Genomic DNA, 14,385 nt, shown 5'->3' on the forward strand with positions numbered 1-14,385 from the left:
GCAAGTTCTCCCTTGTCAAAATAATCGGCAATATAGGGTATCTGTGTACCGCATGATGATCCAGAATAACTGAGCGGGGTTGCATGGCAGGCTTTTTTTCGGAGTGAGAGAATGCCTCCTAAAATGCCTGAATTCCTCACATATAATGAAATGTGTTTGTTGCTGATACAATTTGAAAGCCAGTCGAGGTATGGATGATACTGGCCGGAGAATAGTAAGCTTCGTTCAATCTCGCTTCTCTTACCGGTAAGATGAATATCAACGATACTTCCTGTCTGATACCCTTCGATATGTTGTGGAATATGGATGTATCCATTTGCAGTAAGTGCTGATCGCTGCATACCCGGGGCTCTTGAAAGGGGAGAAGCAACCATTTCATTATTAAGATTTCCAATGATAAGTGGCACAAACTCATCAAATCCTGCCTCTGATGTAATTGCCTGTGTCAGGCGAACGGTGCATTGCTCATCATCGTTGCCTGACATGCCCCATTCAGTGCAAAGGGGGATGACAAGTTCCCTGAGGACTGTCTGGGCAGCTTGTGGAGATCCCGGCAGTCCGATGACCGGTTTCCCGGAGACTCTGCTGATAATTGTTGGTTTGCCTGGTATCATGGCAATACCATGGACGAGAATCTCCCCGATTTCTGTTAGTATCCGGGAAGTGTAATCCCGTGATCCGGCAGAGGTGCCGGCAGAAATGATGACCAGATCATTCTCTGAAACTGCCTCTTCTATTGCAGATCTGATGCTTTCCGGTTGATCTCCTGTAATGGGATAACGTCTGCATGTTACCCCGATTCCGCTGAGCCAGACATCTGCCATCACAGTATTGCTCTCAACAACCTGCCCCGGACCCGGGATCATCCCGGATGAGACGAGTTCACTTCCTGTTGGGATCAAACCGACAGAAATGCTTGCAACATCAACTGATGAAATGCCATAGGTGACAAGGGGGGCGATATCATATTTTCGGATACAATGGCCGGGTGGCAGGATCAGTCCCTCTTTCTGTATCTCAGATCCCATCTTTCTGATATTCTGCCCCTGAAGTACGGTATTTCTGGTGAGAAGGTTCCCATTGTCTGAATATACATCTTCAACTGCTATAACTGCATTATATCCGGGTGGAATGCTGTTGCCGGTATTGACCCAGACTTCGTCACATAACCTGACAGGGTTTCTATCCGATGCATCTGCTAAATCTTCAGCAGATACTGCATATCCATCCATTGTGGAAATATCTGTGTTTGGAATGGTGAAAGAAGAATAAAGTGGTTTTATGGTGAGTCTGCCTCCGGATTCCTCCACAGGGATCGTTTCACTTTTTTCAGGATGGCAAAAGCTCTTCTTGAGGATCGTTACCGCTTCCTCCATGCTGGTGAGTGAGAGGTACCGTTTCACCAGTAGATCACCTCAACTCCTTCACCAGCTTCTATTCCTTCTTTATCCTGTGGAATGCGAATGAAACCATCACTTTCCACAAGTGTTCTCACCAGCCCGGATTTTCCTGGAAGGGGAGTGATGATGTCTCCGCTTCGTGCAACCCTGAACCACTCTTCTCTTCCACGCTCGGAGGTGATGTTCTCCTGTAATGTGCCATATCCGGTAGCAGGCCTGAACCTGGTGGTGCCGGAAAATTGTGCAATCATCGGAGTGGCGAGCACATTCAGCACGATATAGGTGGATGAGGGATGTCCCGGAACTCCAATAACCGGCTTTCCCCTGCATGTACCAATGATTGTCGGTTTTCCCGGTGCAAGAGCAAGCCCGTGGGCGAGAATCTTTCCCAGGCGGGTTATTATCGATGCGGTAATATCCTTAGTATCCTTGGAACTTCCACCTGATATCAGGACGGCATCACATTCATCAAGAGCCCTTGAGAGGATAGAATAACCTTCTTCAGGATCATCCCTGACAATCCCGTACATCTTTGGTGTGCCACCGTGTTCTGTTAGAAAGGCGGCAATAACCCAGGAGTTTACGTCCCTCACTTCACCTCTGCGAGGATTTGCTGTTGTTTCGACCAGTTCTATCCCTGTGGAGATAATTCCAATAACGGGCTTTCGTATGACCGGAACAGAAAAGACTCCGCTTGCAGCCAACACTCCGATTTCACGCGGCGATATGGTGGTTCCCCGTTGAATGAGTCTTTCACCAATTCTGAAGTCTTCATCCGGGAGAAGAACGTTTTCGTTTGGTTTTACGCTTTTTGTGATGACTACCCGGGGTCCTGCCCCCTCGGTATATTCAACCATTACAACGGCATCAGCACCACCTGGTAATTCCGCACCGGTTGGTATGTACATGCATTCGCCTTCATTGATGGTTCTGGCTTCATTTTGAAAACCCATGGTGGTGGGTCTGACCTTTTTCAGGATTGCAGGAGTTACTTCAGAGGCAGTTCTTATATCCTGTGATCGAACTGCATATCCGTCTTTTATCGATCGCCTGAAACCAGGTATATCTTCGGATGAGGTGATATCGGATGCTGTGACACGGCCAAGGCTTTCCAGTAATGGTACTGTTTCCAGGTCTAATGTTGGCGTGATAGTCCGGATTATGTCTATCGCTTCATCAACCCTGATTACTTCAAAGAACAGAACCATCTGAATACACCTGTTGATAATATATTTCTGTTTACTGATGTATATTGTTTATGATAAGGTGTGAACAATATCATTATATTTATATATGTTAATTCCTGTCAAAGATTTTTCATCTTTCACCAATGAGATGCACGGCCGTTTTCCAGATAGTCAAATAGTATAAGAACGATGAGGGAGATTCCCATAAGAATTGTAGCCGCGGCGATCGCCATATTCAGATTTCCTGTAGACATATTGATAAAGAGGGCTATTGGAAGGGTTTCTGTCTTCATCTGTGTTGCACCCGCAAGCATCAAGACTGCTCCAAACTCTCCCATTGCTTTTGACCATGTGATAACGGTTCCGGATATAATCCCTCTTCTTGCCATCGGAAGGGTAACTCTCCAGAAGGTGCCGGCATCAGTGCATCCAAGGGTTCGTGCAATATGTTCGTATCGTGGATTGATCCCGGAAAAAGTTCCGTTAAGCACTCTGATCAGGTATGGGACATTGACAAAGAACTGTGCGACAATGATACCAAGAGGGGTGAATATAATGTTTAATCCAAGTTCTTCAAGTGCTTTGCCAGCAGGGTTTGTGGCGAAAAAGATCAATAAGGCTATGCCTGCAACAAGTGGTGGAAGGGTAAGCGGTAGGTTGGTTATGGTACTGAAAAACCTTTTTCCTCTGAAATTAAAACGTGCAAGTGCATAAGCAGCCGGGATTGCAGCGCAGAGGCAGAGCGCTGTGGATACCAGTCCGGTGATTATACTCAGTTCTATTGCAAAAAGGATCTCATGATCAGTCAGGTTCCTTATCAGATCTTCTGGTTGTACAGACCATATGAGACTTCCCAGTATGATAATGGTGCTGATTGAGATTGAGAGTATTATAATAATGAAAATAAAACGGAGATTGGATTTCATCTCTGGTGCATGCTCCACTTCTTTCATCTGTTATTATAGTGAAATGGTGCCGTACTGCGGATCCGGATAGGGAACGAAGTTATGATCGGCAAATATTTGTTTTCCTGTATCTGATAAAACAAATTCAAGGAATATCTCTGCCATGTCTTTTTTCTCAGAAAATGTCAAGACACTGATAGGAATGACAGAGATAACATTATCCTCATTTGATAATCTGATGCAATCCATGGTTTCGGGATTAAAGAGATCCTCCATCATGATCGCCACATCGGCAGTACCCAGAGTGATATATGTGACAAGCTCATTGACGGTGGCGGTTCTGGCGACGACATTTTTATTCACTTCCTGAAGAATCCCCTTATTTTGAAGAATTTTATTTGCCTGCTTTCCAACAGCTGTTGCATTTGCATCTCCTAATGCAACTTTAATGCCTGGTTTGCCAAGATCTTCAATTGATCTGATCTGAGCCGGGTTTCCTTTAGGGGTGACGATAATCGGGACATGGTATGCAACAAGCTCACAATCGGTGACAAGCCCCTTCTTCAATGCAGCCTCATATGCTGGCATGCCGCCTGCAATAAAGAGATCTCCTTTTTGTGTAATCTCCATCTGGGGTAACAGTGTTCCGCTTCCTCCGAAACTATATTCGATTGTCACTCCGTGTTCCTTTTCAAACACTGTCTTGATATCTTTCATCGGGGCGCTCAGGCCGGCACCTGAATAGACAAGGAGTGTCTGCTCGCCGGATGAGCTTTCATGTTCCTGTGAGGACGCTGTGAGGCAGCCTGCAGAGAGGGACAATCCCATTAACAGCAGGAATACAATAGATGCAATTCGTTTGTTATTCATAAGGTTCTCGTCATTTCTTTAAAATTTAATGTTTTCTATATGATATTTATTAATAATATTTATTTAACCTGGTTAAGAATAATGAAAGAAGGAGATCGTGTCAGTTTATTCAGATCATTTCAGATTCTGTTTTGGTGTTGGGGGTTAATTGAACCTTCAATTTATCCTGATAAAAACTACCTCCGCGCGAAACTAGTCAGTTATGATCTCTCATCTGGTTCAGACATCGGGTTGATCTGAATCTGTATCATCCCAAAAATTGTACAAATAACCCGTTTTGAAGAACTGGTTTCCCACAGCACCTGGAAAACTCCGTCCGGCATCTGAAAGTATTAGAGCGACGCGTATCGCGAAAAGTGAACGGATCGAAGACCTCCTCAAGGTATGGGTGATATGGATAATGTTTGTCTGTATGATGTTGTGGAGGGATTTCAGTTCTTTCTGTCGCTTTTACCTGGTCTTTGCATAAAGTGCGCTGAGTGGCTCATCCAGGAGGAGCGCCCCCGGATTCATCACGATCGCCCTGCAATAGCCGTCCGCTGCTGTTTGCCTCCGGAGAGTGTATAGGATAACGATGGAGTATGTAGTCGATATGGAGCATCTCCCTTTCCAATACCAAGAGAGACTGAATCAAGGAAGAATTCTCTCATTTCTTTGGATATCCTGTATCTGTTTAATATGTCTTTCCTAAAACCTGGTAACTCCGTTCTAACCGTTCAAAGATTACGGATCGAAACGAAATTCATGGTGATCAAAAATGGTGCTGGTGTTGATCCTTTTACTGAGTATCTACGTGTTTCTCCTCTCATAAACTATATGTGGGTTTATCTTCGATATGTTCCGGCTGATCCTTATCCTGCTGTTATTCTTTTATTCCTGGCAAAAGCCTTAGCTCTCATGTGGCATTATCAAAATAGCCTCTCATGCTGTTATCCTCTATAACACAGCCGCGATCAATGACACAGACGGAATCGCCCACTGCCTCTGCATCAGTTGGATTATGGGTTACCAGCAGGCAGGGGATCTTCTGCTCACGTACACAGAGAGAGATCCATTCTCTGACAGCAATCTGGTTTTTTTGATCAAGTGCGGTAAATGGCTCATCAAGCATCAGGAGATCCGGTTTTGTTGCCATTGCCCGTGCAAGGGCAACGCGTTGTTTCTGCCCGCCTGAGAGGTGGCCTGCCCGGACTGTTGCAAGATTTGAAATGGCAAGCCGATCCATCCATTCATCTGTCCTGTCAGCCAGTTCCAGAGAATCGACGCGACGGGCTCTCAGGCCGAATGCGACATTATCATAGACACTCATATGCGGAAAAACTGCTGCATTCTGAAAGACATACCCGATATTCCTATTCTGTACCGGACAATTGATCTTTGACTGATGGTGATAGAGGATCCTCTTTTTGGTTTCTATCACTCCGGCATCCGGGGTGAGGAGTCCTGCTGTAAGCCTCAATACGGTCGTTTTTCCGGCACCGTTTCCACCCATCAGCACCATGATCTCCCCATCTGCAACCTCAAGGGAGAGATCAAGGGTGAAATCCCTGAGTTCCTTTCTGGCAGCGAATTTAAACATTGTACCTCCATTTCTCAGTCAGTAGTTTGACAGTCAGCATGATTGCAAGTGATATTGCCACAAGCAGAACCGATATGGTGATTGCTACATCGAAATCTCCCTGCATGGCTGCATATATGGCAAGGGGCATCGTCTGGGTAATGCCGGGCAGGTTTCCTGCAAACATAATGGTTGCCCCAAATTCCCCGAGCGCACGGGCAAATGTCATGATCGCGCCGGAGGTGAGTCCGGTTGCACAGAGTGGCAGAATGATGAAGAGAAAGGTCCGCAGGGATGATGAACCAAGTGTCTTTGCCGTCTCTTCGTATGAAGGATCCAGCTGTTCGAAGAGTGCTTTTGCCTGCCTGATGTAGAAGGGTGAGGAAACGAAGATCTGTGCCAGAATAACTGCGAAGGTCGTGAATGCAATATCAATTCCGATCACATTCAGGTACTTCCCAAGGAGCCCGGTTCTCCCAAAGAGGAGGAGAAGTGCAAGACCTGCCACTGCCGGTGGAAGGACAAGGGGGAGATCGATGAGTGTGTCAACGAATGATTTTCCGGGGTAGTATGATCGGGAATGAAAGTAGGCAGCCGGCGTTCCTATGAGAATCACGATGGCCATTGAGATGATTGATGTCGTAATGCTGAGCCAGAGCGCCTTTTGTACGGTTTCATTCGGGATATAGGTGGCAAGCAGCTCAGGCGTAACCCGCAGAAGAAGGGCGATAAGTGGTAACGAGAGAAAGAGGCAGACAATAAGAATGAGGGATGCACCAACTCCCCGCCCAACCCATATTCCAATTATCTGCCGCATAGCATCAGGTCTGTTGTTCATTCGAACGTAACCAAAAATCAGGTGGTGGAGATTGATGTAAAGCCATAATCTTTCAGGATCTTCTGGCCCTCATCTGAGAGTATAAACTCAATGAACGTCTCACCTGTCTTTTTGTTTGTGCTGTCTGTCAGAATACCAAGGGTATATATCTGGAGTGCATTGTATTCCCCGGGGATCGGAATGAGTTCAAGACTGCCGGTTTTTGCTGCACTGAAAGAAGATTCGTACACAAATCCTGCATCCACCTCGCCGAGACTCACCTTGGTTACAACACCCGGCTCGGTTGTCTCGTAGGTGACAACATTCTGAAATACAGCGTCCTTCCATCCATCAGGAGTATCTGGTGAAGCGGACAGCTTATCGAGAACAATACGGGTATTGATACCTACCGGCACCTCTTCGGTTCCCATCGCAATCTTAAGTCCGGGCCTTGTGAGATCGGTGTACGATTGTATATCCCCTGGATTTCCTGACGGAACAATGATGACGATATAATTAGAGGTAAATTTTTTGACGGTATCATTTACCAGGTATCCTCCACCCATTAACTCATTTGTATAGCGGGTTGAAGCTGACATGAAGACATCGGCGTAAGCTCCCATTTGGATCTGGTTTTTAATGGTCTGGGTTCCTGCGAGATTAAATGTGATTTTTGTACCGGGATACCTGCTCTCAAATTCACTGCCGAGATCTTTTGATACTCCGGTCAGTGATGCTGCTGTATATACAATCAATTCTCCCTGTGCTCCAGTTTCAACTGGCTTCTCTTCTCCCTGTATTCCGGTACATCCGGCAATGATGAGGGATGCTGCCAGAAGAATGAGTATAAGGAGGCAGGTGTTTTTGTTCATTATTTTTAACATAATCCATATGTATCAATTTAGTTGTAATAAATTTTCTTAAATGAATTAAATATTTATTTATATTAAGTGAACGTTGTTTACACAAAATCCGATGGTTTCCATTGGATTTGTATAGTGTTTGTTGTTGATTGGATGGGGTGAATGAATGGGTTAAATGAATGTGGTTATTTTTTTCATCAGATCCGGTTTGTGCATGTTCGCATACCAGAGCCGATCATATGCAGAAAAATGAGTATTTCATGATTCCGACAGGTGGGGGCGGCGATCATCATCAACCGGTATGATCGTGGCTTGGGCATCGATCTCTGAAGCAGGAGTGGCGATCTGTTGTGCATTCCCCTCCTGAATTGCTTTTAGGATCCGTCTGAGTAATTCGGCATCATCGGGTTGTATGGAGTCCATCACCTTTTTGACCATGAGCGGTACGGTATCCATCCGGTACGCAATTCCCTCCGCATCAACTCCTGTCATCGCAACCGGTATGTGAAGGGTGGCAACAGCTGTACTCATTATCGGGAAAGGGTCGATAACAATTGTCGGGATTGTTGCAAGGTGTTCATTACAGGCTCGTGGGAAATGGGCACCCGGATCGCTTCCGATGATCACACATGCATCAACCTCTTTCCTTGCGAGCAGATCAATGGCAGAGGTTTCACCGGGATTAAAATATGTGACTCCCCGGGCAAAATCAACAGCATACGGATACCCGGTAAGAAAAGTAAAAGTCTGATTCGTGCCATTGACATTCCAGTGGCCACGCATCGGGGTGAGAGTATATTTTGTGTGCCGGTTTAGTTCATCAATGAGTTCGATCGCGTTTCTGACATTTTTATATTTTCCCCTGGATTGAGTTAGTCCGATACCGGTGAAAAATGCTCCGAATTTTGCGTTGAGTAATATCCGGGCGAGGTTGATTAATGTATCTTTTGGAACCCCGGCAACGCTGTCAGGAAGAACGCCCTCTTTCCCAAGGATAATGGCCCTGAGGGCAGAAAATACTGCATAGTCACCACCGGATTTTATCTGGATGAATTCATCGGCAACCTTTGCAGTTTCGGACTCCCTCACATCGACGACGATTATTGTTCTGTCACAACTGGCATTTTCCAGAAAGTGGCTGTCAGAAAAGGTTGAATATCGGCTTAAATGCCGTGGGTGGGCTGCGAGTGGATTGGCACCCCAATAGACGACAACATCAGCACGGTGACGCACCTGACCAAGCGTACATCCGGGATGCCCGACCTCCTGGATCGCCATTATTGAAGGCCCATGGCATTCAGAAGAACAGTTATCGATGATGCCTCCGATACATTCTGCAATTTTGATGCCCACACATTGCGCCTCGCTGTGTGTTCCACTCCATCCAAAGAGTAAAGGCCGTTTTGCATTCCTGAGAACGTCTGCTGTGTATCGTATCGCCTCCTCATAGCTGGTCTCTTCCCATGCGCCTCCAACCTTTTTTATTGGTTTCATGAGGCGATTTTGAGCTAAGAATTTGGCATTTCCAACAGAACAGGCATTTTGACATTCCACAACGCGGTTGTCCTGAAGTGTCAGTTTAATATCGTCGCAGAGGCAGCCGCAAAGAGGGCATGTAACATCCTGTACTGTTGTTGTGCCTTCAGGAGAGATGGTTGGACATCCACTGGAAGGCTGGTCATATCTGATCCCCCCCTCCTCCTCAAGCAGATCCCAGGCAGATACCAGTTCTTTTGATGTTGGCCGGATCTCCACCATGAGTGTTTTAAAATCGGGGGCACCGACCGAGTGCGTACCCGGGGGCAGGATAAAATTTGCATATGGTCCACACGGGAGAAAAATCTCTCCTGGGGCAACATCCGAAGATTCAACAGTTCTAAAAACGGTTTTTCCAGTGACTGTCTCTATCTCGACATTATCTCCATCTTCAATCCCCATATCGAAGAGATCAGCCGGGTGTATGAAGCAGAGTGATGTCTGCTTGGAGTATTCAGAACTCTCTTTATAATACAGTTGTTCCCCCTGTTTGATCGTTCTCCCACTGTTCATCATCATTTTCATGTTTTTCCCTCGAAAATGCCCCCTCTTCATCGCATATAATGAAAAAGGAGAGTGTCAGTAGAGTATCAGCCGACATTCGTCCGCTTGCGATTCCTCAGCTCTTTTGGAGTGCAGTTCCAGTCAGAAATCTCATCCAGATGCTGGTTATCGACCCATCCGCTTGATACCTCTTTCCGGTTATCAAACTGGTGGACATACGGCTTGATATCGAGGAGGGGTGTCCCATCAAGGATATCAACTCCCTGAATCCGGAGTTGGTTGCCTTTGACTTCAAGCAGTCGGACTATTGAGATTCCTATTGGATTTGGGCGCTTGAAATGCCTGATTGCAAAGATTCCGCGTGTATGTTCGCCATCAAGAAATGGCCGCTGTAAGAGTGTATATCCATCGGCCCTGTCAAAATGGTACAGGAGAATGAGGTGGCTGAACGATTCGATCTCAGTCAGCCCCTCTTCAAACTCCGGTAAGAGTTCAATCGTTCCAATGGCATTATTAAAAATTCCCTGGATTGGTGTTTGTTCCTGTTCGGTGAATTCTGTTCTTACAACACCGATTGGGCGATAGATAACCTCTCTGTCTCTGATTTGTTGTTCGTTGTTCATATGTAAACCTCATTTATGTGTTGTTCATTCTGTTGTGGATGCTGGAAAATCTCGCTGTATCCGTTTTTGAAAATCTGTAAATTTCATGGCATCCATCTGATCGGTAAGAATCTTTCCGCTATAGGCAAATCTGTATATCCAGTCAATAACCCGTTCCACAACAGCTACAGCCTTTTCTTCCGAATCCACCACAATAAGCTCCCTTCCCTGCACCATGTGGCGTCCCCGCCGTCCTCCCACTGTGATCATATACCGGGGGGGGTGGCCTTTGATGATGTGGAACGGGCAGGAGTCAATGCACATTCCACAGTTCACACAGAGTGATTCGTCCAGGTGCAGAGAACCATTGACCATTATAATCGCTTTCTCTTTGCAGGTATGTGCACATGTCCCGCATCCCGTGCATAATCCCTCGTTCCGAATCGGAGTGCGAAGACCGGTGATGCCGATCTCACTTGCCCGTTCGCTTGTGCAGCCGTTTGGGCATGAAGAGATGGCGATACGAACCCTGATTGGCATATCCCGCCCATGATGATTTTTATCAAGCTGGAATAGGATATTTCGTGTATCAATGATGGAAAAACGGCATCTGTCAGTCCCCGGACAGGCAGTAATATTCACAACCTCTTCATATTCTGCCCCTAGGAACACCTCTTGTTTCTCAAGATCCCTGAGAAGTCCGGGGATTTTATCAGATGGGACGTGGGGTATTTCTATTGTCTGGCGTATCGTCAGGTGAACAGTATCAATACCAATTTTTTTAGCGGCTTTTCCTACTGCTACCAGCTGATCAGGGGAAATGATTCCCCCTGGTATTCGGAGACGAACTATCCGGCATTCTTTATTCAGCTCGGATATAACTCCTCCACTTTTTTCAAGTTTGTTTTCGATCTCAGGTCTGACTGACATGGTTACCTCGTGTGTTGTTGTATCAGAGTTGTTCTTTGGGATTGAGGGGGGATAGTGTATGAACCGGCATAAGCTCACGGAATGTCATGGTTTCATCCATTGTCTTTACGAGATCATCGATCTCACTCATCGGGATTGGGCGATAGCCAATCATTTCAGCGCTCACGTTGATTGTTTTTGTTTTTGGATTGAAGAAAGGATACCGGGTAAGATCCTTGTTATGTACATGACCATGAATCACCCATCCATCAAACGGCCTGATGAGCTCCTCTGGATCGTGAATAAAAAGATATGGGATCTCCCGGTATTGCATAAGAAGGCAATGAGACATAAATGGCCGGTAGGGATCGTGGTTTCCTTCAAGAAAGCTTATCCTTCCATTCAGCTGGTCAAGATAATATTCGGCCGGGTTCAGACTCTTATAGGCAAGATCTCCAAGGAATAGTACTCTGTCGGTCTTTTTTACGGTCCAGTTCCAGTTCCGGATGAGAATACGATTCATCTCTCCGGGATCACTCTGTAAAAACGGTCGCTTATAGCGGGGAATGCTGTTTTCATGACCAAGGTGGAGATCACTGATCGTGAAGATCTCTCCATCATCCCGTTTATGCGGCCTTGTTATCTGATATCCCCTTTGAATTCTATATTCCCGGAGGGTTCTGCGTGCGTTTTTTCGTTGAACAGCCTGAAGAGGTGTGAGCCAGCGATCAAGTGGCAGATCGTATTCAGCAACAATTGTCCTGTCCCTCCGCAGAACCATCCTCAGAATGTCAATCCGGACGGGCCTGCCCGGAAGATCATGGGGATAGAGAGTACGTGCATCTCCGGATTTCTTTCTGCTTTCTGCTATTCTGTTTTTTACCCTTTTATTCAGGCGAATTGCTACTCTCACGTCATTTTCAGGCGCTAATGGCGGGATGGTTGTCATAGTTGCAGGGATTCCTGATACCATTGCATCCGCAAATGTATTCCCTCCGAGACTTATCGGTATTGTCCGGGAGAGATAATAGAAAAACGAACGTAAGCCTGGATTTGGGTGGAAAAGATAGAAGGAAACACTATCCTCTCCGGAAACAACAGGAGTTTCAAATGCCGATACCTGAATCTGTCCGGATCTCTGGCATGCATATGAAACAGCGATCATGATATCTTTCAGACTGCACCATTCATCTCCTGAGATAACAGCTCCGACAAGATAGGGATGTTGATCCGATCTCCTGCATAATCCGGAATCTCCACCCCACCATTCGAGTGCTCCAGGCAGCTTGGCATGCGGGATACCAAGTCGTAGATCCAGCTGGAACTTCTCATTTTCCCTCGTATTGGAAGCTATGCCTTGAATTTCAGAAATATTTGTATCGCTTGTTCCGCTGATCATGATCGGTCTGTCTTTGCTAAATCCTAATATTCAGGAACCGTCTTTCCGACTGCAGCTATATAAAGTGGCCATTCTGAATTTGGATCATTACCTATCAGCTGTGTAACCATTTGATCGTGGAAGAGATCGATTGGATGGACTTTATAATCGATACTTGCAGATGCCATAACCAAGGCCTGGCAGACGTGTCCTGCTTCAATCAGGACATTCCGGTATCCTCTGTTACCAAGTGCCCATACTGATCGGTAGGGAACTGCTGTCCAGATGAAGGTCACAGGAGCACGGGTTATCATCTTGAAATTCATGCTGGCAGTACCCATGGCAAATGGAATGTCAGAATCCTCTCTAAGTAATGCAATCTGGTGTTTTGAAGGTATATACTGGTACAGGCCTGTTGGAATGCCCTCAATTTCCCCGGCAACAAAATAGGTGTTTATCGGGTGCCGTCTCCCGGATGAGGGTACATTTCTTATTATTGTCTCCCTGTCCTGAACAGTTTTAACTCCCTGCATACACCAGAGCAGGTAGGAGAGTTCCTTCAGGTTCATGGACGATCGTGAGAAGAACTCTACAGGCTCCCAATATTCAAGTGCATCCCGTGCAGAAACCTCCGGGAATTTGATCCGTTTTGGACTTGGCAGTTTTATTATCTTTGCATCTTCTGGAATGGAATTTTCCTTTCGCGGCTCTGGAACTCTCAATATCATATCAAATGTTGAGAAGTCCGGATAGCTGGTATTTTCCATGAATTCTTTCCCGGGATTGGTCATAGATCACCTGATTGCTGGTTGATTTGTTTTACTGTATTGAGGGGGAAACCCTCGGATTTTGTTAAAAAAAGTGTATGTTCAGGCTTCCTGAACATAGAGATTTGCATACACTTCCTTTCCCTTGGATTTCGGATGGCGTTCTCCGAGATCGCCTATATAATGGGTGAAGGTTGCCTCAGTTCCATCTATCTTCTGCTCGACAGAACCCACTTTTTTGAATCCCGGGAGCATGTACTGGACAGATCCAAGGACATAAATGTCTCCTTTTACCATCTGCCCTCCTACACGCCCCTGGACATTGCCTTTGATGACAACTGTTCCACCTTCTGCGTGGGTTGAAACATGGATGAAGGCATCTTTCTCGATGATGATGGTTCCCCCGAGCATAAATGTCCCGATGTCATTTCCAGCGCTTCCCCTGATTCGGATTGTTCCTCCCCTCATGCCGCGCCAGTCGCCACGGTATGCGCATCCTACATGGTTCTGGGCGTTGCCTTCGACAACGATCTCTCCTCCTTCCATTGCAATGCCGCAGAATGAGTCAACATTCCCCATAACATGGATCTTTCCGCCTTTCATCCATCCGCCGACATACATATCGGCGTTTCCTTTTACAGTGATGGATCCGGCAGTCATTTTGTTGCCGATATACTTAATTCTGGAACAATCTCCATCAATGAGTATAGCCGTCTCTTCAGCCGTGTTTCCGGACTGCCCGGCGATCTCAAAGTAATCACCAAGTGTTACTTTTGTTTTTCCCTCATGTGCATCCAGATCTGCAATCTGCTTCAGCGACTTTCCAGCGAACGCATCAGGGGTGATATTATAACACTCAAGATAGAGTTCAGGCACTTTCGTTGGTTTTAATGTAATCTGAGCCATAATGCACCTCAGGCCTCCACATCAAATTCTATCACGTAGGGGTTTGGAGCCAGATAATCCCGTACCTGGTACGTGTCAGATCCAACGGTATAGTCCTTCAGGAATTTATCCTGAATATCCCGTATGACCTGTGGATTCTCTGCAACATTCGGCTTCACCCAGATCGTTCTCTTGTTGCCATGG

The 14,385-nt window shown here is 46.1% G+C and carries 14 protein-coding genes; all 14 read right to left on the reverse strand.

Annotation, left to right across the window (positions count from 1 at the left end; translation table 11 throughout):
* On the reverse strand, nucleotides 1-1,403 hold a 1,403-nt coding region (locus QCH34_RS00595; RefSeq protein ID WP_300328346.1), incomplete at its 3' end, for a molybdopterin-binding protein.
* Complete coding sequence (gene glp / locus QCH34_RS00600) at nucleotides 1,400-2,608, reverse strand: gephyrin-like molybdotransferase Glp (protein WP_300328351.1); 1,209 nt, start codon at nucleotides 2,606-2,608, stop codon at nucleotides 1,400-1,402. The genes glp and QCH34_RS00595, both read right to left, overlap by 4 nt.
* A gap of 116 nt (nucleotides 2,609-2,724) precedes the next feature.
* The gene (locus QCH34_RS00605) at nucleotides 2,725-3,513 is read right to left on the reverse strand and encodes an ABC transporter permease (protein ID WP_300328355.1); all 789 of its coding nucleotides are present in this window, start codon (nucleotides 3,511-3,513) and stop codon (nucleotides 2,725-2,727) included.
* A gap of 33 nt (nucleotides 3,514-3,546) precedes the next feature.
* Nucleotides 3,547-4,362: a molybdate ABC transporter substrate-binding protein gene (gene modA / locus QCH34_RS00610; protein WP_300328360.1), complete on the reverse strand. Its 816-nt coding sequence runs from the start codon at nucleotides 4,360-4,362 to the stop codon at nucleotides 3,547-3,549.
* Nucleotides 4,363-4,874: 512 nt separating this feature from the next.
* Nucleotides 4,875-5,012, reverse strand: a complete 138-nt coding sequence (locus QCH34_RS00615; RefSeq protein ID WP_300328363.1) for a hypothetical protein — start codon at nucleotides 5,010-5,012, stop codon at nucleotides 4,875-4,877.
* Nucleotides 5,013-5,257: 245 nt separating this feature from the next.
* Nucleotides 5,258-5,941 carry an ATP-binding cassette domain-containing protein gene (locus QCH34_RS00620; protein WP_300328366.1) on the reverse strand — a complete coding sequence of 228 codons (684 nt, stop codon included), beginning with the start codon at nucleotides 5,939-5,941 and terminating at the stop codon, nucleotides 5,258-5,260.
* Nucleotides 5,934-6,758: an ABC transporter permease gene (locus QCH34_RS00625; RefSeq protein ID WP_300328369.1), complete on the reverse strand. Its 825-nt coding sequence runs from the start codon at nucleotides 6,756-6,758 to the stop codon at nucleotides 5,934-5,936. The genes QCH34_RS00620 and QCH34_RS00625 overlap by 8 nt, the downstream gene beginning before the upstream one ends.
* 17 nt (nucleotides 6,759-6,775) lie before the next feature.
* Complete coding sequence (gene modA, locus QCH34_RS00630; protein WP_300328371.1) at nucleotides 6,776-7,621, reverse strand: molybdate ABC transporter substrate-binding protein; 846 nt, start codon at nucleotides 7,619-7,621, stop codon at nucleotides 6,776-6,778.
* A gap of 237 nt (nucleotides 7,622-7,858) precedes the next feature.
* A complete protein-coding gene (locus QCH34_RS00635; RefSeq protein WP_300328373.1) occupies nucleotides 7,859-9,655 on the reverse strand; it encodes a formylmethanofuran dehydrogenase subunit B in 1,797 nt (598 codons plus the stop codon).
* Between the two features lie 71 nt (nucleotides 9,656-9,726).
* Nucleotides 9,727-10,263 (reverse strand): tRNA (N6-threonylcarbamoyladenosine(37)-N6)-methyltransferase TrmO, encoded by a 537-nt coding sequence (tsaA, locus tag QCH34_RS00640; RefSeq protein WP_300328376.1) that lies wholly within the window; start codon nucleotides 10,261-10,263, stop codon nucleotides 9,727-9,729.
* 24 nt (nucleotides 10,264-10,287) lie between these two features.
* Nucleotides 10,288-11,172 carry a 4Fe-4S binding protein gene (locus tag QCH34_RS00645; protein WP_300328379.1) on the reverse strand — a complete coding sequence of 295 codons (885 nt, stop codon included), beginning with the start codon at nucleotides 11,170-11,172 and terminating at the stop codon, nucleotides 10,288-10,290.
* 22 nt (nucleotides 11,173-11,194) lie between these two features.
* Nucleotides 11,195-12,550, reverse strand: a complete 1,356-nt coding sequence (locus QCH34_RS00650; RefSeq protein ID WP_300328382.1) for a hypothetical protein — start codon at nucleotides 12,548-12,550, stop codon at nucleotides 11,195-11,197.
* 23 nt (nucleotides 12,551-12,573) lie between these two features.
* Entirely contained in the window at nucleotides 12,574-13,320 is a 747-nt protein-coding gene (locus QCH34_RS00655; protein ID WP_300328385.1) for a SagB/ThcOx family dehydrogenase, read from the reverse strand.
* Nucleotides 13,321-13,398: 78 nt separating this feature from the next.
* Nucleotides 13,399-14,202 (reverse strand): formylmethanofuran dehydrogenase subunit C, encoded by an 804-nt coding sequence (locus tag QCH34_RS00660; RefSeq protein ID WP_300328390.1) that lies wholly within the window; start codon nucleotides 14,200-14,202, stop codon nucleotides 13,399-13,401.
* Between the last annotated feature and the right edge of the window lie 183 nt (nucleotides 14,203-14,385).

Origin of the sequence: Methanocalculus sp., assembly GCF_029762515.1 — an archaeon.
GTDB lineage: Archaea > Halobacteriota > Methanomicrobia > Methanomicrobiales > Methanocorpusculaceae > Methanocalculus.

Excerpts from the sequence above, each read along its gene's own strand:
- glp (WP_300328351.1), bottom strand. The coding sequence starts at position 2,608 with ATGGTTCTGTTCTTTGAAGTAATCAGGGTTGATGAAGCGATAGACATA.
- QCH34_RS00605 (WP_300328355.1), bottom strand. The coding sequence starts at position 3,513 with ATGAAATCCAATCTCCGTTTTATTTTCATTATTATAATACTCTCAATC.
- modA (WP_300328360.1), bottom strand. The coding sequence starts at position 4,362 with ATGAATAACAAACGAATTGCATCTATTGTATTCCTGCTGTTAATGGGA.
- QCH34_RS00615 (WP_300328363.1), bottom strand. The coding sequence starts at position 5,012 with ATGAGAGAATTCTTCCTTGATTCAGTCTCTCTTGGTATTGGAAAGGGA.
- QCH34_RS00620 (WP_300328366.1), bottom strand. The coding sequence starts at position 5,941 with ATGTTTAAATTCGCTGCCAGAAAGGAACTCAGGGATTTCACCCTTGAT.
- QCH34_RS00625 (WP_300328369.1), bottom strand. The coding sequence starts at position 6,758 with ATGAACAACAGACCTGATGCTATGCGGCAGATAATTGGAATATGGGTT.
- modA (WP_300328371.1), bottom strand. The coding sequence starts at position 7,621 with ATGTTAAAAATAATGAACAAAAACACCTGCCTCCTTATACTCATTCTT.
- QCH34_RS00635 (WP_300328373.1), bottom strand. The coding sequence starts at position 9,655 with ATGATGATGAACAGTGGGAGAACGATCAAACAGGGGGAACAACTGTAT.
- tsaA (WP_300328376.1), bottom strand. The coding sequence starts at position 10,263 with ATGAACAACGAACAACAAATCAGAGACAGAGAGGTTATCTATCGCCCA.
- QCH34_RS00645 (WP_300328379.1), bottom strand. The coding sequence starts at position 11,172 with ATGTCAGTCAGACCTGAGATCGAAAACAAACTTGAAAAAAGTGGAGGA.
- QCH34_RS00650 (WP_300328382.1), bottom strand. The coding sequence starts at position 12,550 with ATGATCAGCGGAACAAGCGATACAAATATTTCTGAAATTCAAGGCATA.
- QCH34_RS00655 (WP_300328385.1), bottom strand. The coding sequence starts at position 13,320 with ATGACCAATCCCGGGAAAGAATTCATGGAAAATACCAGCTATCCGGAC.
- QCH34_RS00660 (WP_300328390.1), bottom strand. The coding sequence starts at position 14,202 with ATGGCTCAGATTACATTAAAACCAACGAAAGTGCCTGAACTCTATCTT.